Origin of the sequence: Streptomyces hokutonensis (genome assembly GCF_042751305.1) — a bacterium.
GTDB lineage: Bacteria > Actinomycetota > Actinomycetes > Streptomycetales > Streptomycetaceae > Streptomyces > Streptomyces hokutonensis_A.
This window is the reverse complement of record NZ_JBHYWD010000001.1, coordinates 237,445-254,839: the sequence shown is the minus strand read 5'-3', so window position 1 is coordinate 254,839 and position 17,395 is coordinate 237,445. Positions and strand designations below refer to the sequence as shown.

General features: G+C 71.3%; 17 protein-coding genes and 1 pseudogene. 11 read left to right on the top strand and 7 right to left on the bottom strand.

Annotation, left to right across the window (positions count from 1 at the left end):
* Positions 1-247: 247 nt before the first annotated feature.
* The 4 genes from ACFXC1_RS01135 to ACFXC1_RS01120 all read left to right on the top strand — a co-directional run bounded on the left by ACFXC1_RS01135 (position 248) and on the right by ACFXC1_RS01120 (position 4,955).
* Positions 248-1,126: a phosphotransferase gene (locus ACFXC1_RS01135; protein WP_381237077.1), complete on the top strand. Its 879-nt coding sequence runs from the start codon at positions 248-250 to the stop codon at positions 1,124-1,126.
* Positions 1,127-1,199: 73 nt separating this feature from the next.
* Positions 1,200-3,095 (top strand): ATP-binding cassette domain-containing protein, encoded by a 1,896-nt coding sequence (locus ACFXC1_RS01130; RefSeq protein ID WP_381237074.1) that lies wholly within the window; start codon positions 1,200-1,202, stop codon positions 3,093-3,095.
* A 182-nt stretch (positions 3,096-3,277) separates the two neighbouring features.
* The gene (locus ACFXC1_RS01125; protein ID WP_381237072.1) at positions 3,278-3,967 is read left to right on the top strand and encodes a HEAT repeat domain-containing protein; all 690 of its coding nucleotides are present in this window, start codon (positions 3,278-3,280) and stop codon (positions 3,965-3,967) included.
* Positions 3,954-4,955, top strand: a complete 1,002-nt coding sequence (locus tag ACFXC1_RS01120; protein ID WP_381237070.1) for a MerR family transcriptional regulator — start codon at positions 3,954-3,956, stop codon at positions 4,953-4,955. The genes ACFXC1_RS01125 and ACFXC1_RS01120 overlap by 14 nt, the downstream gene beginning before the upstream one ends.
* 6 nt (positions 4,956-4,961) lie before the next feature.
* On the opposite strand, the pseudogene ACFXC1_RS01115 reads toward ACFXC1_RS01120, so the two are convergent.
* Positions 4,962-5,189, bottom strand: a pseudogene (locus tag ACFXC1_RS01115) (DNA-binding response regulator); the annotation flags it as partial.
* 108 nt (positions 5,190-5,297) lie between these two features.
* Here ACFXC1_RS01115 and ACFXC1_RS01110 point away from each other — a divergent pair.
* Together ACFXC1_RS01110 and ACFXC1_RS01105 are read left to right on the top strand one after the other, a co-directional pair.
* Positions 5,298-5,657: a DUF779 domain-containing protein gene (locus ACFXC1_RS01110; protein ID WP_362983051.1), complete on the top strand. Its 360-nt coding sequence runs from the start codon at positions 5,298-5,300 to the stop codon at positions 5,655-5,657.
* Between the two features lie 192 nt (positions 5,658-5,849).
* Positions 5,850-7,001 carry a phosphodiester glycosidase family protein gene (locus tag ACFXC1_RS01105; RefSeq protein WP_381239380.1) on the top strand — a complete coding sequence of 384 codons (1,152 nt, stop codon included), beginning with the start codon at positions 5,850-5,852 and terminating at the stop codon, positions 6,999-7,001.
* Between the two features lie 7 nt (positions 7,002-7,008).
* Here ACFXC1_RS01105 and ACFXC1_RS01100 read toward each other — a convergent pair whose 3' ends face one another.
* From ACFXC1_RS01100 to ACFXC1_RS01075, 6 genes are all read right to left on the bottom strand, one after another.
* Positions 7,009-7,203: a hypothetical protein gene (locus ACFXC1_RS01100; protein WP_026150825.1), complete on the bottom strand. Its 195-nt coding sequence runs from the start codon at positions 7,201-7,203 to the stop codon at positions 7,009-7,011.
* Positions 7,204-7,342: 139 nt separating this feature from the next.
* A complete protein-coding gene (locus ACFXC1_RS01095) occupies positions 7,343-8,206 on the bottom strand; it encodes a phosphatidylinositol-specific phospholipase C/glycerophosphodiester phosphodiesterase family protein (RefSeq protein WP_381237065.1) in 864 nt (287 codons plus the stop codon).
* Positions 8,207-8,385: 179 nt separating this feature from the next.
* Positions 8,386-9,459: an acyl-CoA dehydrogenase family protein gene (locus tag ACFXC1_RS01090; protein ID WP_381237063.1), complete on the bottom strand. Its 1,074-nt coding sequence runs from the start codon at positions 9,457-9,459 to the stop codon at positions 8,386-8,388.
* A complete protein-coding gene (locus ACFXC1_RS01085; RefSeq protein WP_381237061.1) occupies positions 9,456-10,685 on the bottom strand; it encodes an acyl-CoA dehydrogenase family protein in 1,230 nt (409 codons plus the stop codon). The genes ACFXC1_RS01090 and ACFXC1_RS01085 overlap by 4 nt, the downstream gene beginning before the upstream one ends.
* Positions 10,682-11,659 carry an NADPH:quinone oxidoreductase family protein gene (locus ACFXC1_RS01080; RefSeq protein ID WP_381237058.1) on the bottom strand — a complete coding sequence of 326 codons (978 nt, stop codon included), beginning with the start codon at positions 11,657-11,659 and terminating at the stop codon, positions 10,682-10,684. The genes ACFXC1_RS01085 and ACFXC1_RS01080 overlap by 4 nt, the downstream gene beginning before the upstream one ends.
* A 197-nt stretch (positions 11,660-11,856) precedes the next feature.
* Positions 11,857-12,438 carry a helix-turn-helix domain-containing protein gene (locus tag ACFXC1_RS01075; RefSeq protein WP_381237056.1) on the bottom strand — a complete coding sequence of 194 codons (582 nt, stop codon included), beginning with the start codon at positions 12,436-12,438 and terminating at the stop codon, positions 11,857-11,859.
* A gap of 78 nt (positions 12,439-12,516) precedes the next feature.
* On the opposite strand from ACFXC1_RS01075, the gene ACFXC1_RS01070 reads away from it, so the two are divergent.
* The 5 genes from ACFXC1_RS01070 to ACFXC1_RS01050 all read left to right on the top strand — a co-directional run bounded on the left by ACFXC1_RS01070 (position 12,517) and on the right by ACFXC1_RS01050 (position 17,191).
* A complete protein-coding gene (locus ACFXC1_RS01070) occupies positions 12,517-13,440 on the top strand; it encodes an NAD(P)/FAD-dependent oxidoreductase (RefSeq protein WP_381237053.1) in 924 nt (307 codons plus the stop codon).
* A gap of 29 nt (positions 13,441-13,469) precedes the next feature.
* A complete protein-coding gene (locus ACFXC1_RS01065) occupies positions 13,470-15,008 on the top strand; it encodes an ATP-dependent DNA ligase (RefSeq protein ID WP_381237050.1) in 1,539 nt (512 codons plus the stop codon).
* Complete coding sequence (locus ACFXC1_RS01060; protein ID WP_381237048.1) at positions 15,005-15,469, top strand: NUDIX hydrolase; 465 nt, start codon at positions 15,005-15,007, stop codon at positions 15,467-15,469. Before ACFXC1_RS01065 ends, ACFXC1_RS01060 begins: the two co-directional genes overlap by 4 nt.
* Positions 15,470-15,543: 74 nt before the next feature.
* Positions 15,544-16,929, top strand: coding sequence for an NADP-dependent succinic semialdehyde dehydrogenase (locus tag ACFXC1_RS01055; protein WP_381237046.1), 1,386 nt, complete (start codon positions 15,544-15,546; stop codon positions 16,927-16,929).
* A gap of 25 nt (positions 16,930-16,954) precedes the next feature.
* Positions 16,955-17,191: a DUF6213 family protein gene (locus tag ACFXC1_RS01050; RefSeq protein WP_043668562.1), complete on the top strand. Its 237-nt coding sequence runs from the start codon at positions 16,955-16,957 to the stop codon at positions 17,189-17,191.
* The last annotated feature ends 204 nt before the right edge of the window (positions 17,192-17,395 follow it).

Here is a 17,395-nt window from a genome sequence, read left to right as displayed (position 1 = left end):
CCGGTGGTCGCCGTGCGCACCGCCACCGGTCCACGTTTCGTTCGCCCGCCTGACCGATCGCTGGAGGAACCATGAACCCCACCCCCGTCGTCTGCGCCCATCCCGTCCCCGGACGGCCCGAGGCCACTCGGGCGGCTGCCGGTCCCCGTACGACGCTCGGTGCCGGTGCCGCCGTTACGGCGTTCGGTGCCCGTGCCGCTGTATCGCCCGCCGCGGATATGTCACGTCCGACACCGAGGTGGGGGGCATGACCGACCAGAACTCCCTTGCGGCGCCGCTCCGTTCCTGGGTCGAGAAGACCCTGGGCCCGCTCACCGCCGTACGCCGTCTCCCGAACGGCTCGTCGCCCGCAGCCGTATGGCATGTGGTCCGCGGGTCGGACAACGCCCAGCTCCACCTCAAGACCGCGCCGTCGCCGGAGGCCTTCACCCGGGAGACGTTCGCCTACCGGCACGCCGTACCCGCCCTCGGTCCCGGCAACGCGCCGTGCCTGGTGGCCACTTCGGCCCGGCACCTGGCCATGATCCTGACCGCCCTGCCCGGCGCACCCCTGTCGCAGGCGTGGCTGTCGGAGAACGCGCTGCAGACGGTCCACTGGCGAGCCGGAGCGCTCGTCGCCGAACTGCACCAGGCCGGACGGCCCACCCCCACCGCGCGCCGTGAGGCATCCGCGTTCGTGTCCCGTCTCGCCGACGCGGCCGTACGCGATGCCGACGCGGCCGGTGACCAACTGTCGTCGGCGGAACGGAAGTTCGTCATCGCGCTCGCCGACCATCTGCGTGTCCTGGACCGGTTGCCCCTGGGCTTCGTCCACGGGGGCGGCATCGAAGCAGGCCTCCGCTGGTCCGGCGGCGCGCGGCCGACGCTCCAGGACTTCGACCGGGCGCGTTTCGCCCCGGTCGTCGTCGACTTCGTCCACCTCGCCCATGGGCTGTGGGCCGAACGGCCGCTGGTGCGCGCCGCGTTCTTCGACGGCTACGGCCGCGCGCTGGGCGCCGAGGAGCAACAGGCACTGCGCTGTCTGACGGGGCTGCACGCGGTGCGGGCGCTGGCGGACAGTACTTATGGAGACCGGGCGGCGGCCCGGACGGTACTGGACCGGCTCAAGAGCGAGGTGGGCGTGTGAGGCCCGGCCTGAACTCCGTCCCGTCGAGCCGGGCATCCGTGTGCTGCCCGGCCGAGGCACTGGGAGCGGTCCAATGAGCGCCGCGTCCCGGCCGACGGTGCCCGTGGGGGCTGGGCGGGTCGCTCCGCCGCCGCCCGCCGAGCTGCGCTACGGCGGCAAGTACAGCAAGAACCCGCTGGAGGAGGCCGCGTTCGCGGCGATGGTGCGGCGGCTGCCGTCGGTGCTGTCGCGGACGGCGCGGATGGCCTGGGCGATCGACCGGCGGGCCGTACTGCTGCTGGCCGGCTGCCAGTTGGCCGTCGGCGCCGGCGCCGCGGTCCAGCTGACGGCCACCGCGCACGCGATGCGCGCGGTCTTCGGCAGCGGCCCGGTGCCCGACCGCCTCCACCAAGCGCTGCCCGCCCTCCTCGTCATCACCGTGGCCGCGATCGTCAGCAGGACGGCGACCGCGCTGTCGTCGTACGCCGACGGGCGGATCACACCGGTGCTGACCACGGAGGCGGACAGCTCCCTGGTGGCGGCGGTGTGCCGGATCGAGGCCGCCGCGCGCGCCGAGGACGGGTGCGCGGACCGGCAGGAGGCCGCGGAGATGGGTGTGGTCCGCAGCCACTTCATGGTCCAGGACGCCACCCGTCTCACCGCCGCCGTCATCCGGATGGTCACCGCGAGCGGGGTACTGACGGTGCTGCACCCCCTGTTGCTGCCTCTGCTGCTGCTCGCCGTGGTCCCCGCCGGCGTCGGTGCCGTGCTGCACGCCCGGGTCACCTACGAGACGCACTACGCGAACGTCGGCGACCGCAACGTCCGCCAGAACCTGCGGGGTTGGGCCACCAGCGCGAAGTTCACCGACGAGATCCGCGCCAACACCATGACCGGCTACCTCAACTTCTGGTACCGGACGATCTCCGAGCGCATCGACGCCCGCACCCTGACCGCCGCTCCCCGGATGCTGAGGATCGTGCTGACGAGTTCGGCGATCGGCGGGATCTTCCTCGTCGCGACCTGGGCGACGCTGGCGTGGCTGGTGAGCACCGGGAGGATCGAGCCGGCGATCGCCGGGACCGCGGTCGTCGCCGTGCAGACCACCCTCGGGGCGCTCTCCCAGGTCGTCATCTACGGCGCGGCCATGTTCCACACCTCGCTCTACCTCGCCGACATGGACTCCTTCCTGGACTACGCCGACCAACACGCGCCCAAACGCGGCGAGTTGCCGGTGACCGGGCCGGTCACGGAGATCCGGATGGAGGAGGCGGCGTACCGGTATCCGGGCAAGGAGGCCCCGGCCGTCGCCGGAGTTTCACTGACCGTGCGCCGGGGGGAGATCCTCGCGCTGGTGGGTGAGAACGGGTCCGGGAAGTCCACCCTGGTCCGGCTGCTCGCCGGCATCTTCCTGGCCGACAAGGGCACGGTCTCCTGGAACGGCGAGGACGTCACCCGTCTCGACCCCGACAGCCTGTGGGTCCGGTCCGGTCTTGTGCCCCAGTCCTTCGCGCAGTGGCCGCTGTCGGTACGGGACAACGTCACCCTCGGCCAGCCGCGCGAGGACGGCGATGCCCTGGTGTGGGAGGCGATCGACGCGGTCGGCCTGACCGAGGCCGTCCACCAACTCCCGGCCGGACTCGACACGTTGCTCGCCCGGGACGTCTGGGGCGGCAGCGAATTCTCCGGCGGCCAGTGGCAGCGCCTGGCCTGCGCACGCGCCCTCTACCGCAGAGCCGGACTGCTGATCCTCGACGAGCCGACCTCGGAGATGGACGCCCGAGGCGAACACACCATCCTGCGAAAGATCAAGGCCCTCTCCGGCGACTGCATCACGATCGTGGTGACCCACCAACTCGTCAACACCAAGATCGCCGACCGGATCCTCGTCATGGACCACGGCCGAATCACCGAACAGGGCCCCTACGACCAACTCGCCGCCGGAGGGGGGCTGTTCGCGGACCTCCTCGCTCTGTCCACCGACCGATGACGTAACCGCCACCGCGGTGCGCACGTAAGCCCTGTGCGTAGGTCCCACGGCTGTCCCGACCTGGCCGTCTTCTCCGCCGGCGAAGACGGCCACCGTGGCCGCGGTCCTGCGTCGACGCGCGGAGGCCGTTTGACCTTGACACGGTGACAAGGTCTTCACTGCTGCCCAAGGAGGTGGTCCCCATGACCATGCCGAGGCAGAACACGGATGCGATGCGTGCGCTCCAGGCGATGGAGGACACGAGTTCGTCGGTGCGGCTGCGGGCGGCGCTGGCGGTCGGGACGGTGCCTGATCCGTGCTTCGTCGGCAAACTTGTCGAGCGGTGCGCGGTCGAGCCCGAGTTCTTCGTCCGGGACATGCTGACCTGGGCGCTCACCCGTCATCCGGTGTCCCTGACGCTCCCCGCGCTGTTCAGCGCAGTGCGCTCGGAGCGTGCGCAGGCGCGCAGTCAGGCGCTGCACACGCTGTCCAAGATCGGGGACCGGCAGGCCTGGCCGGCGATCACCCGGGCGCTGTTGTCAGACGCCGACGACGAGGTGGCGAGGAGCGCCTGGCGGGCCGCGGTAGTGCTGGTGCCGGGCGGTGAGGAGTCCGCCCTGGCCACGGTGCTGGCGACACAGCTCGGGCGCGGAGAGCGGGAGACGCAGTCGAGTCTGAGCCAGGCGCTGGTCGCGCTGGGTGAGGTGATCGTGCCGGCTCTGCACGCCGCGACAAGGGTCTCCGACCCGCGTGTACGTGCGCACGCGCTCGCCACGCAAAGGCTGCTGCGCGACCCGGACGCCGGGTTCGAGTCGGCGATCGGGGAGGCCAAGCGCGTCGTGGCCCTCACCGGGGCGCCCAAGGCGGACGATGAGAACCGTGCTGATCGGTGAGGTGGCGAAACGGTCCGGGGTCAGTGCCCGCATGCTCCGGCACTACGAATCCCTCGGCCTGGTGCGGCCTTCGGGTCGTACGGGATCCGGATATCGGGAGTACTCCGCGGAGGACATCCGTCGGATCTTCCACATCGAGAGCCTACGGTCGCTGGGCCTGTCGCTGCGTGAGATCGGGCGCGCGCTCGACGACCCCGGTTTCACGCCCTCGGCGCTCGTCGGCGACCTCGTCCGGCAGACGCGCGACCGCATCGCGGCCGAGACCGAGCTGCTCACGCGGCTCGGCCGGATCCGTGCCGCGGACCCCGTCGGCTGGGAGGACGTGCTCCAGATCGTCGCGCTCCTCCAGGCACTGGGCTCGAAGAGCGCCGACGCGCGTCAGCGCGCGGTCCTCTCCTCGGGCGACGAGGTGCCGGTGGAGGCTCTGGTCGAGGCGGCACTCGGCGAGACGGAGCCGAACGTCGCGGGTGCCCTGCGCTGGGCGCTCGCGCGATCGGAGGACGGCGGCGTCCCGGCACTGCTGGCGGAGGCCCTCACCTCACCGGTGGCCGCGGTACGGGAACGTGCCGTCCAAGTCCTCGTCGAACTGCCCGGCGATGAAGCCGCCGCGCGGCTGCGGGACGCCCTCGCGAACCCCGACGCAGTCGTCCGTGGGTATGCGGCCCTGGCGCTCGGTACACGTGGTGTGACCGCCGCGGCCCCCGCGCTCGTCGACATGATCGTGGAGGGACGGAACGACACCGACGCGGCCGATGCGCTGAGCGTGCTGGCGACCGACACCGCGACAGCGGATCAGATCGCGAACAGACTCGTCGACCGCCTCGCCGACGACACCACCCGGGCACCCGCCCGCGGACGGCTGACCCAGGCACTCGCGGACATTCCGGGACCGACGGCATCACGCGCCCTCGTAGAACTGTCACGGGACGAGGACCGCGCCGTCGCGCTGACCGCCACATACCTCCTTCGGCTCCGCGACGCGCGGTGACAGCGCCTACGCACCGCGCGGCTCCGTGCCGTCACCGTTGTCGTACGACCCGGGGCTGACGAGGCCCGTCTCGTAGGCGACGACGACTGCCCGGGCGCGGGCGCGGAGGCTGAGGGCGGCCAAGGCGCGGTGCAGGGACGGTCGTTCCGTACCGCGGCGGGCGAATCGCTCGACCAGGCGGCGGGTGATGGCGGGGGCGAGCAGCGCGTCGCCGGCCCGGACCGTCCGCACTGCGACCGCGCTCCGCGCCGAGTGGACGAGCCGAACGGACACGCAACCCTCTCGCAACCTTGCGGGTGCTGCGATGGGTCCATCGCATCCGGCTTCCTCGGGACGGCAGACATGGACGACAACACCCCGCGCGTCGAACTCACCCCCGCCGCGGAGGACCTGCTGCGCCAACTGCACGCACAGCACGGCCCCCTGATGTTCCATCAGTCGGGCGGTTGCTGCGACGGCAGTGCGCCGATGTGCTACCCGGAGGGCGAGTTCCGCACGGGCGGCTCGGACGTGCTGCTCGCCGAGTTGGAGGTCGAGGGCGTGCCGGAGCCCGTGACGTTCTGGATCTCGCGCAGCCAGTACGAGGTCTGGAGCCACACGCGGCTGATCGTGGACGTCGTAGCGGGTCGCGGCAGCGGTTTCTCGCTGGAAGCACCCGAGGGGGTGCGTTTTCTCACCCGTTCCCGTGTAGTCGGCGCCTAGGAGCCCCGCCGGTCATCGTCTTCTGATGCACTTCCCCTGAGTCCTGGAGGAGTTGACGAGACATCAGGGGGCACTGTGACGCACCGTCAGGAGCGTTCCGGAGCAGCACGTTTCAGAGCCGAACGCTTAAGAACGGGCAAGTCGGCACTCGCGTTTCTCGCGGCATTCGGTGCGCTGGCCGGTGCGGCCCTGGTGGGGGCGGCACCGGCCGGCGCCGTGCCGGGCAGCGTGCGGCTCGCGCCGGGCGTCACCTACCGGCAGTTCGACATCACGGCCGCCAGGGGTGTGACCCACGCCCATGTGGTCGTGGTGGATCTGCGCAACGCCCATGTGCGGGTCAACCTGCTGTACCCGGGCGCGGTGGCGGCCCGGGAGCCGGTCTCCGAGCTGGCCGACTCGGCGGGCGCCGTCGCGGGCGTCAACGGCGACTTCTTCAACATCACCGAGACCCAGCACCCGGGCGTCGTGGCCACGGGTTCCACCGACGGACCGGCCATCGCGAGCGGTGTCGCGCTCAAGGGGGCGGTACCGGACGGCCAGCGTTTCGGGCCCGCGCTGCCGCCCGGCACGAACACGCGGAACGTGCTCGGCGTGGGTATCGACCGCGTGGCCCGGCTGGACAGCCTCACCCTCAAGGGGACGGTCGATACCCCGCAGGGCCGGATTCCGCTCGGCGGGTTCAATCAGTACGCGCTGCCGGTGAACTCCATCGGTGCGTTCACCACACAGTGGGGCAGCGTCTCCCGGGTGCGTGCCACATGTGGCACGGACACGAACCGGGCCGCCGCGTGCAGCACGGACACCTACGAAGTCACCATTCGCCACGCGCGGGTCGTGTCGGCGTCCAACACTACCGGCAGTGGCGCCATCGCCGCGGGCACCACGGTCCTCGTCGGCCGTGAGGCGGGTGCGCAGCGGCTGCGGAAGCTGTCGGTCGGTGAGCGGGTGCAGGTGCTGCACCGGCTGGTGGCGTCGAGGTCCGGGGTTCCGTACCGCTTCGCCCTGGGCGGCTACCCGGTCCTGCGGGGCGGGCAGCCGCTGGCCGGCCTCGACAACGCGACCTCGGCCGTGCGCACCGCCGTGGGGATCGCGCAGAACGGCCACCGTCTGCTGCTGTTCGCGACGGACGGCGCGGTCGCCTACCGCAGCGGTCTGACGATCGCCGAAGTCGCCGCCGAGATGCGGAAGTTGGGCTCGGTCGACGCCTTCAGTCTGGACGGCGGCGGCTCGACGACGCTGGTCGCCCGCGCACCCGGCGCGAGCGCCGTCACGGTACGGAACCACCCCAGCGGAGGCGCCGAGCGGCCCGTACCGAACGGCGTCGGGGTCTTCTCAACCCGCTGACCTCACCTCATGGATGGAGTCCGCTCACCAGATCCGCGGTGGCCGTGAGGCCGCTGTGGATCGTGGGCGCCATGCTGGTACTGGCCATGAAGAACCCGAGCAGTGCGCAGACCAGCGCATGGGAGAGCTTCAGCCCGCCGCTGCGCATGAAGATCACCGCAAGGATCAGGAGCAGCAGCACCACAGAGATGGAAATGGCCATCGTCACCCTCCTCCGCCACGCCGACGTGTCTGGTTCGCGGCGTTCGGCCGCAAGTGTGGCGTAGCGGAGGGTTCATCCGGGCTACCGACGTGTCCCCCGAACGTGTGGTGTCACCCCATGTCACGTGACCACATTGGTGTCACGCCGTGCGGTGGGCGTCCAGGAAGGCTTCCAGTCCTGCGAGGTCGTCGGTGTTGAGGAAGTCCACACCGGCGGCGAACAGCTCCTCCCACAGCGCTTCACGGGCGGGGCCCGCCAGGTCCGGGGTGTTCCAGAACCGTACGGTCTGCCCGGCCTTGTGCGCCTGCGCCACGATGTCCCGCAGCTTCTGCCGCTCGGCGTCCGGGAAGACGCCGTCGCCGAGCCAGGTGAAGTTGTTCTGCCAGTTGTCGCTGATGAGCGAGATGAAGGAGGCGGGCGCCGAGCTGCCGAGGTCGGTGAGCCGGCCGTCGTAGAAGGCGCGGCGCACGGTCTGCGCCTCCATGGGGATGCGGGCCGCGCGGTCGCCGGAGATGACGTTGGTGACCGCGCCCTGGTGGACGCGTCCGTGGGCGTAGGTGGTGAACAGGTGCTTGTAGCGCAGGAGATGACGGTCGAGTTCGAGGTACGTCGAGGAGCCCTCGGTCTTGATGTCGATCAGGAGCTGCAGCGGCTTGCGCCAACCCCGGTACACGGAGCCGTGGTTGGCCTTCACGAGGGCGGAGAGCGGGTCGAGGTAGAGGGATTCGAGGGTGCGGCTCGGGTCGAGTTCGGAGGCGTCGTGTCCGATGAGGAGTTGGTCGCCGACGAGGAAGATGTCGGCCTCGACGCTGCCGAAACGGTGGTCGAGGGCGTCGAAGAGGGGCCGGGGGTGCTCGTAGTCGTTGTGGGCGTGGGCGCGCCACAACGGGCGTCGGCGGTGCCCCTGTTCGGCGGCGAACGCGCTGCCGGCGGGCGGGGCGAGCACGACCGCGAGGGTGGCGCCGAACGCGGTGAGGGCTCTGCGACGGGTGATGAGGGCCATGGTGTTCCTCCCTGTGGGGCGGGTTCGAACCACAGGGAGTATGGGGCTGTACGGCCCCCAACGAACCTGTACATGCCAGGAGTTGGCCGGACCGTCCTTGCTTGTTCACTCCTTCGGCGGGGGCGCACGGAAAAGCCCGCCCCAGGTGGGACGGGCTTCACCGGACGGTCGGCCGGTGGTCAGGGGGCGCGCAGATCGACCAGTTCCGCCAGTGCCTCGCGATGGGCGCCCGCCGTGCCGTACGCGATCGAGTCGGCCTTGGCCCGCTTCAGACAGAGGTGGGCGGGATGCTCCCACGTCATACCGATACCGCCGTGCAACTGCACGGCCTCCTCGGCCGCGTGGACGGCGACGGACGCCGCGTAGGCCTGCGCGACAGCGACCGCCACGTCGGTGTCGTCACCGGTCGTGAGCGCGTCGGCCGCGTTCCGTGCGGCGGCCCGCAGGCTGACGACCTCCAGCCACAGCTGCGCGAGCCGGTGCTTCAGCGCCTGGAACCCGCCGACCGGCCGGTTGAACTGCTTGCGCTCCTTGAGGTACCGGACCGTCTCCGTCAACGTCCAGTCGGCGACGCCCAGTTGCTCGGACGCCAGCAGCCCGGCCCCGGCCCGCAGCGCACGCCGCACGGCAGGCCCCGCGTCACCGATCCGGCGTCCCGCCGCCCCGTCGAGCACCACGCGCGCCAGCGGCCGGGTCAGGTCCAGGGACACCTGCGGTACGACGGTCACGGCGCCCGCCTCGACGGCGTACAGCCCGCCGTCCTCGCCCGGCACCAGCAGCACATCGGCGGCGGCAGCATCCGCGATCCCGGTCAACTCCCCGTGCAGGGTGCCGTTTTCGAGCCGTACGGCCTTGTGGGCGGCGCCCGGAGCGACGCTCAGGGAGACGGCGAGAACACCGATCCTGCGACCGGACGCCAGCTCGGCGAGGAGGTCCTCGGCCCCGCACTCCAGCAGTGCCTCGGTGGCGACGACCGCGCTCGTGAGGTACGGGACGGGGGCGACCGCGCGGCCCAACTCCTCCAGTACGACGGCGACTTCGCGGTGAGTGGCACCCTGGCCGCCCTGTGCCTCGGGCACCAGGAGTCCGGCAAGGCCCATGCCCTCGGCGAGGGACTTCCAGAGGGACAGGTCGTGCGGGGCGTCCGACTCGGTGCGGGCGATGACGCCCGCCGCGTCGCAGTGGTCGGTGAGCAGGTCCCGGACGACGGCGCGCAGCGCCTCTTCCTCCTCCGAGTAGAGAAGATCGGTCATCGGGCCAGGTCCTTCCAGGCGACGTTCTTGTCGGTGCGCGGCTCGGCCGGGAGGCCCAGGACGCGTTCGGCGACGATGTTCAGCAGGACCTCGCTGGTCCCGCCCTCGATGCTGTTGCCCTTGGAGCGGAGGTAGCGGTAACCGGCGTCGCGGCCGGTGAAGTCCACCAGTTCAGGCCGGCGCATGGTCCAGTCGTCGTACAACAGGCCTTCCTCGCCCCGGAGTTCGACCTCCAGGCCGCTGATCTCCTGGTTGAGGCGGGCGAAGGAGAGCTTCATGCCGGAGCCCTCGTGACCGGGCTGGCCCGCCACGAGTTGCTGGCGCAGCCGCTCGCCGGAGAGCCGGGCGACCTCGGCCTCGACCCAGAGCTTGAGGAGGCGCTGGTGGAGGTCGTGGGTGCGCAACTCCGGGCGCTCTCGCCAGGTTTGGCTGATCGGGCCGATCATGCCGCCCTCGCGGGGGATGCGCATGCCGCCGATGGAGACGCGCTCGTTCATCAGCGTGGTCTGCGCGACCCGCCAGCCGTCGCCGACCTCGCCGAGGCGGTGGGCGTCGGGGATGCGGACGTCGGTGAGGAAGACCTCGTTGAACTCGGCCTCGCCGGTGATCTGGCGCAGCGGCCGGACGTCGACGCCGGGGTCGGTCATGTCGCAGACGAAGTAGGTGATGCCCGCGTGCTTGGGCACGTCCGGGTCGGTGCGCGCGATGAGGATGGCCCAGCGGGCGAGGTGGGCGCTGGACGTCCACACCTTCTGCCCGTTGACGATCCAGCTTCCCCCACTCTCGGCTTCGCTCGAGCGGGAGGGGCCCCCGTCCTCACGGACGGCCCGCGTGCCGAGCGCGGCCAGGTCTGACCCGGCGCCCGGTTCGCTGAACAGCTGGCACCAGACCTCCTCGCCGACCCAGAGAGGCCGTAGGAACTGCTGCTTCTGTTCCTCCGTGCCGTATTTGAGGATCGTCGGGGCGGCCATGCCGAGGCCGATGCCGATTCGGCGCGGGTCGTTGTCGGGGGCGCCCGCGGCCTCCAACTCGGCGTCCACGACGGCCTGGAGGGCGCGCGGGGCACCGAGGCCGCCGAGGCCCTCGGGGTAGTGGACCCAGGCCAGTCCCGCGTCGAAGCGGGCTTTCAGGAAGTCGAGGCGGTCGGTCTCCAGGGGCGGGTGCGCGGTCAGCAACTCGGCGGTGCGACGCCTGAGTTCGGCTGCGTCCGGGGTCTTTTCACTCATGCGGCGGCTCCGTTCTCCAGCGACGGCAGGATGGTGACCCGGCCGGTCGTGACACCGTCCGCGACCCGCTGCACGGCGGCCGCGGCGCCGCTCAGCGGCACGCGCTCGCTCACCAGGGGCTTGATGACACCCCGGGCGGCCAGGTCGGTGAGCTGCTCGTGGCAGTGGAGGATCAGCTTCGGGTTCTTGGTGGCGTACAGGCCCCAATGCAGGCCCAGGATCGAGTAGTTCTTCACCAGGGCGTGGTTGAGCGACGGGCTCGGGATCGTGCCGCTCGCGAAGCCCACGACCACGATCCGGCCCTCGAAGGCGACGACCTTCGTGGACTGGGTGTAGGCGTCGCCGCCGACCGGGTCGTAGATCACGTCGGCACCGCGTCCGCCGGTGGCCTCCTTGACGGCCGCGACGACGTCCTCGGTCCGCCGGTCGATCACGACGTCGCAGCCCAACTCCCGTGCCACGACTGCCTTGTCGGCACCGCCGACGACACCGATGACGGTGGCACCGGCCGCCTTGCCGAGCTGCACGGCGGCGCTGCCGACCCCGCCGGCGGCGGCGTGCACGAGCAGGGTCTCGCCGGCCTCCAGGTGGGCGCGCCGGTGCAGGCCGAACCAGCCCGTCTGGTAGCCGATGTGGAGCGCGGCCGTCTCCGCGTCGTCCAGCGAGTCGGGCGCGGGCAGCAGTCCGGCGGCGTCCGCGACGGCGTACTCGGCGAAACCGCCGTACGGCAGCGCGGGGTTGGCGATCACGCGGCGGCCGTCCTCGGTCTCGCCGCAGATCTCCACGCCCGGCGTGAACGGCAGCGGCGGCCTGACCTGGTAGTGGCCGCGGCACATCAGCACATCCGGGAAGTTGATGTTCGCGGCACGCACCTTCAGCAGGACCTGGCCGTCGCCGGGCGTCGGCTGCTGCACCTCCTCCAGGCGCATCGCCTCACTCGGCTCGCCGTTCTGGTGCACTTGCCATGCCTGCATGCGGGGCCTCCACGGACTGCTCTGTCTTACCGGGCTCGGTCGCATACTAAGCGGTCGCTTGCGGATCTGGAACCGTCGGGTTCGTCACGGGTTGTGGTTCGCTGCGGGTCGGTGGGGGCTGGCCGCGCCCACACGGCGGAGCCGCATATCGATACAGCCCCGCGCCCCTAAAGGGGCGCTCCAGCGGCCGGCCTCTTCTACTGGCTGCGCTTCGGCCTGGCCCGCACATGCATCCGCTCCCCCTGCGGCCCGAACAGGCTCAGGAACTCCGCCGGCCCCTCCCCCGTAGACCCGAACCAGTGCGGCACCCTCGTGTCGAACTCGACGACCTCCCCGGTCGCCAGCACGACATCGTGCTCGGCCAGCACGAACCGCAGCCGTCCGGACATCACGTACAGCCACTCGTAGCCCTCGTGCGTCCGCAGGTCGGGTTCCTCCTGTCGCTGGGGTACCAGCACCTTGAAGGCCTGGAGTCCGCCCGGCCGGCGAGTCAGCGGCCAGTAGGTGCGGCCGTGCCGCTGGAGTGGCTCGGACCGCACCCGGGGGTCGCTCACCGGCGGTGTCCCGACCAGTTGGTCCAGCGGCACCTGGTGGGCCCGCGCGATCGGCAGCAGCAGTTCCAGGCTGGGCTTGCGGAGCCCGGACTCCAGCCGGGACAGGGTGCTCACCGAGATGCCGGTCGTCTCCGAGAGTCCGGCGAGGGTCGCGCCCCGCTCCTTCCGGAGCCGCCGCAGTCGCGGGCCGACCTCCGCCAGGACCTCGTCCGTGTCGTCGCTCATGACCGATATTGCAGTTTCGGCAAACATGTTTGTCAATACGGTCGGATCGGGGCGACCTTCTGAGTGGAGGTGGTCACCGTGACCGACACATACGAAGTGGTCGTCATCGGCGGAGGAGCGGCCGGGCTCTCCGCCGCGCTGGTCCTGGGCCGGGCCCGGCGCCGCACGCTGGTCGTCGACGCGGGCGAGCCGCGCAACGCGCCCGCCGCGCACATGCAGGGCTATCTGACCCGGGACGGCATGTCCCCCGCCGAGTTCCTGGCCCTGGGCCGCGAGGAGATCGCGCGCTACGGCGTCGAGCTGATCCGGGACCGGGTCGTCGACGTGACCAGCGGCTTCGCGGTCACGCTGGCCGGCGGGGAGACCGTCCGCGCCCGGCGGATCGTCATCGCCACCGGTCTCAAGGACGAGCTGCCGGCCGTCCCCGGAGTCGCCGAGCGCTTCGGCCGGGACGTGATCCACTGCCCGTACTGCCACGGCTGGGAGGTCCGCGACCAGGCCTTCGGCGTGCTCGCCACGACACCGATGAGCGTGCACCAGGCGCTCATGGTCTCGCAGTGGTCCAAGGACGTGACCCTGTTCCTGCACACCGTCGCCGACTCCGAGCTGACGGACGACGACCTGCGCAGACTGGCCGCCGCCGGGGTCGCCGTAGTCCCCGGCGAGGTCGCGGAGCTCGTCGTCGAGGACGACAGACTCACCGGTGTACGCCTGGCAGACGGCACCACGCACCCCCGCGAGGCCGTGTTCGTCGCACCCCGCCCGATCCCGGGGACCGGCCTCCTGGAGAAGCTGGGCGCCGAAATGCAGGAGACCCCGTTCGGGGCGTACCCCGTGGTCGACCCGACGGGCCTGACGACCGTGCCCGGGGTGTGGGCGGTCGGCAACGCGACGGGCTTCGGCGAACAGGTCGTGAACGCGGCCTCCGCCGGCTACCGCGCGGGCGCCACGATCAACGGGGAGCTGCTCATGACCGACCTCGACACGTCCGTCCGGGTGTAGACCGCCCGCCTCCGTTGCACGATGGCTGCATGCTGCTGACCCGGCTCGCGCATGTGTCCCAGGAGGTCGCCGCCACCTCGGCGCGGTCCCGGAAGATCGCTCTGCTCGCGGAGCTCTTCCGGGACGCGGAGGCGGACGACGTCCCGATCGTCATCCCGTATCTGGCGGGCCGCCTGCCACAGGGCCGGCTCGGCGTCGGCTGGAAGGTGCTCAGCCGGCAGGTCGCACCGGCCACGGAACCCACCCTGACCGTGCGCGAGGTGGACGCCCGCCTCTCCGCTCTCGGCAAGGTGTCGGGCGCCGGTTCGCAGGCCGAACGGGCGCGCCTGGTGGGCGAGTTGATGGGCGCGGCCACCGCCGACGAGCAGCGCTTCCTGTTCGGTCTGATCACCGGCGAGGTCCGGCAGGGCGCGCTGGACGCGGTCGCGGTGGAGGGCCTGGCGGAAGCGACCGGCACACCTCCGGCGGATGTGCGGCGCGCGGTCATGCTGGCCGGTTCGCTCCAGACGGTGGCGGAGGCCCTGCTCACCGAGGGCCCCGCCTCCCTCGACCGCTTCCGGCTGACCGTGGGCCGCCCGGTCCTGCCGATGCTCGCGCACACCGCCTCCTCGGTCGCCGAGGCGGTCGAGAAGCTGGGCGAGTGCGCGGTCGAGGAGAAGCTCGACGGCATCCGCGTCCAGGTCCACCGCGACGGCGAGGTCGTACGGCTCTACACCCGCACTCTGGACGACATCACCGACCGCCTCCCCGAACTCACCGCCGCGGCCCTGGAGTTGAGAGGCGAGCGGTTCATCCTGGACGGTGAGGTCATCTCCTTCGACGAGGACGGACGGCCCCGTTCCTTCCAGGAGACGGCGGGCCGGGTCGGCTCCCGGGTGGACGTGGCCACGGCCGCCGAGACGGTCCCCGTGTCCCCCGTGTTCTTCGACGCCCTGTCCGTCGACGGCCGCGACCTGCTGGATCTCCCCTTCGCCGAACGGCACGCGGAACTGGCCCAGTTGGTGCCGGAACCGATGCGCGTCCGCCGCACGCTCGTGTCCGGCCCGGAGGACATCCCCGCGGCGGAGGCCTTCCTCGCCGAGACCCTGAAGCGCGGCCACGAGGGAGTCGTCGTCAAGGGCCTCGACGCCCCCTACAGCGCGGGCCGCCGGGGCGCTTCCTGGCTGAAGGTGAAACCCGTCCACACCCTCGACCTGGTCGTGCTGGCCGCCGAGTGGGGCCACGGCCGCCGCACCGGCAAGCTCTCCAACCTCCACCTGGGCGCCCGCAACCCCGACGGCTCCTTCGCGATGCTCGGCAAGACCTTCAAGGGCATGACCGACGCCGTGCTGACCTGGCAGACCGAGCGCCTCCAGGAGCTGGCCGTGCAGAGCGACGGCCACGTGGTGACCGTACGGCCCGAACTCGTCGTAGAGATCGCGTACGACGGACTGCAGAAGTCCACGCGGTACCCGGCCGGTGTCACGCTCCGGTTCGCTCGGGTCGTGCGCTATCGCGAGGACAAGCGGCCGGAGGAGGCGGACACGGTGGAGACGTTGTTGGCCGCGCATCCGGAGGTGAAGCCGTGAGTGGGAAGCGCAGTGCCGGGCTGCTGTTGTTCCGGCACACCGATCACGGGCTCGAGGTGTTGCTCGGGCATATGGGCGGCCCGTTCTTCGCGCGACGGGACGCGGGGGCGTGGAGTGTGCCCAAGGGTGAGTACGAGCCCGACGAGACCGCCTGGGACGCGGCCCGGCGCGAGTTCCAGGAGGAGCTGGGGCTCGCGCCGCCCGAGGGTGAGGCGATCGAGCTGGGCGAGGTGCGGCAGACCAATGGGAAGGTCGTCACCGCGTGGGCGATCGAGGCCGATCTCGACCCGGCGGCCATGGTGCCTGGCACCTTCCGGATGGAGTGGCCGCCGAAGTCCGGGCAGGTCCAGGAGTTCCCCGAGCTGGACCGGGTCGAGTGGATGGGCCTCGAACGGGCGCGGGCCGTCGTCGTCAAGGCGCAGGCCACGTTTCTCGACCGGCTGGCGGAGCACTCGGACTGAGCAAGCCCGCACGCGTTGCGGCCGTCCCCACCACGCGGGAAGGTCGAGGCACAGCCCGCTCCAGGAGGTCAGCCATGCCCATCGCGACGGTCAACCCGGCCAACGGCGAGACACTCAAGACGTACGAGGCCATGGGTGACGAGGAGATCGAACGCCGGCTCCAGCTCGCGGAGGCCACGTTCCGCACCTACCGGACGTCCTCCTTCGCCGAGCGCGCCCGGCTCATGCACCGGGCCGCCGACCTGCTCGACGAGGACCAGCAGGACATCGGCCGGATCATGACCACCGAAATGGGCAAGCCGGTCAAGCAGGCCCGCGCGGAGGCCGCCAAGTGCGCGAAGTCGATGCGCTGGTACGCCGACCACGCCGAGGGTCTCCTCGCCGACGAGGAGCCCGACGCGGCGGACGTCAAGGACTCCGGCGCCTCCCGGGCCCTGGTGCGCTACCGGCCGCTCGGCCCGGTGCTCGCGGTGATGCCGTGGAACTTCCCGCTGTGGCAGGTCGTCCGCTTCGCCGCGCCCGCACTGATGGCGGGCAACGTCGGCCTCCTCAAGCACGCCTCGAACGTCCCGCAGACCGCCCTCTACCTGGAGGACCTGTTCCACCGCGCGGGCTTCCCCGAGGGCGCCTTCCAGACCCTCCTGGTCGGCTCCGGCGCGATCGAGGAGATCCTCCGCGACGAGCGCGTCAAGGCCGCCACCCTCACCGGCAGCGAACCCGCAGGGCGGGCGGTCGCGTCCGTCGCCGGGGACATGGTCAAGAAGACGTTGCTGGAACTGGGCGGCAGCGACCCGTACGTCGTCATGCCGTCCGCCGACATCGACCGGGCCGCGAAGACCGCGGTGACGGCCAGGGTGCAGAACAACGGGCAGTCGTGCATCGCCGCCAAGCGGTTCATCGTGCACACGGACGTCTTCGACGCGTTCGCCGAGCGGTTCGTGGCCGGCATGAAGGCGCTCACTGTCGGTGATCCACTCGCGGAGGAGACCGAGGTCGGACCGCTCGCGAGCGAACAGGGCCGCAGTGATCTGGAGGAACTCGTCGACGACGCCGTGGAGAGCGGCGCGACCGTGCTGTGCGGCGGTGAGCGGCCCGACGGGGACGGCTGGTACTACCCGCCGACCGTCCTCGCCGACATCACCCGCGAGATGCGCATCCACCGCGAGGAGACCTTCGGGCCCGTCGCCACGCTGTACCGCGTCGCCGACCTCGACGAGGCCGTCCTCGTCGCCAACGACACGCCGTTCGGGCTGAGTTCCAACGTGTGGACGCGGGACGAGGCCGAGGTCGACCGGTTCGTACGGGATCTGGAGGCCGGTGGGGTGTTCGTCAACGGGATGACCGCGTCGCATCCGGCGTTCCCGTTCGGCGGGGTGAAACGGTCCGGGTACGGGCGGGAGCTGTCGGGGCACGGAATCCGGGAGTTCTGCAACATCACCACGGTATGGCACGGAGCGTGAGCGTTCCGCGGCTACGATCCCCTGTGTGAACCGCGAAGTGACTCTGCCTCTGATCGTCGACGACCGCGGGACCTTGCAGGTGGCTGCCGCGGATGTCAGCAAGCTTTTGCGCACCGTGGGCGGGCGGTGGCTGCACCTTGTCGAGGCCGGGGAAGACGGGCTTGATGAGGACACCGTGGCTGCCCTGACGATCGAGCTTGCGAAGTTGGCTGACCGGATCGACGTGGCTTGTATCGCGCACAGCAGCGGGGGGTCGTCGTAGTCCGCTGAGTGCGGGCGCGTCGTGGCTTGTCGCGCAGTTCATCGTTGGCCTGCCCCGCATGCCGTGCCTCGCCCACACCGCACGCCTCCGCGAAGGCGATGAGCCGCTCCCCTGCCATCGCCTCCCCCGCCGCCAGGAACTCCAAGAAGTCGGCCGCCTCCGGAGTGGCCGGGGTCCGGATACTGATCCGACCTTTACGCAGGG

Bases quoted from the DNA above. Each gene is read 5' to 3' on its own strand.
- ACFXC1_RS01135 (WP_381237077.1), top strand. From the start codon at position 248: ATGACCGACCAGAACTCCCTTGCGGCGCCGCTCCGTTCCTGGGTCGAG.
- ACFXC1_RS01130 (WP_381237074.1), top strand. From the start codon at position 1,200: ATGAGCGCCGCGTCCCGGCCGACGGTGCCCGTGGGGGCTGGGCGGGTC.
- ACFXC1_RS01125 (WP_381237072.1), top strand. From the start codon at position 3,278: ATGACCATGCCGAGGCAGAACACGGATGCGATGCGTGCGCTCCAGGCG.
- ACFXC1_RS01110 (WP_362983051.1), top strand. From the start codon at position 5,298: ATGGACGACAACACCCCGCGCGTCGAACTCACCCCCGCCGCGGAGGAC.
- ACFXC1_RS01100 (WP_026150825.1), bottom strand. From the start codon at position 7,203: ATGGCCATTTCCATCTCTGTGGTGCTGCTGCTCCTGATCCTTGCGGTG.
- ACFXC1_RS01095 (WP_381237065.1), bottom strand. From the start codon at position 8,206: ATGGCCCTCATCACCCGTCGCAGAGCCCTCACCGCGTTCGGCGCCACC.
- ACFXC1_RS01090 (WP_381237063.1), bottom strand. From the start codon at position 9,459: ATGACCGATCTTCTCTACTCGGAGGAGGAAGAGGCGCTGCGCGCCGTC.
- ACFXC1_RS01085 (WP_381237061.1), bottom strand. From the start codon at position 10,685: ATGAGTGAAAAGACCCCGGACGCAGCCGAACTCAGGCGTCGCACCGCC.
- ACFXC1_RS01080 (WP_381237058.1), bottom strand. From the start codon at position 11,659: ATGCAGGCATGGCAAGTGCACCAGAACGGCGAGCCGAGTGAGGCGATG.
- ACFXC1_RS01075 (WP_381237056.1), bottom strand. From the start codon at position 12,438: ATGAGCGACGACACGGACGAGGTCCTGGCGGAGGTCGGCCCGCGACTG.
- ACFXC1_RS01065 (WP_381237050.1), top strand. From the start codon at position 13,470: ATGCTGCTGACCCGGCTCGCGCATGTGTCCCAGGAGGTCGCCGCCACC.
- ACFXC1_RS01055 (WP_381237046.1), top strand. From the start codon at position 15,544: ATGCCCATCGCGACGGTCAACCCGGCCAACGGCGAGACACTCAAGACG.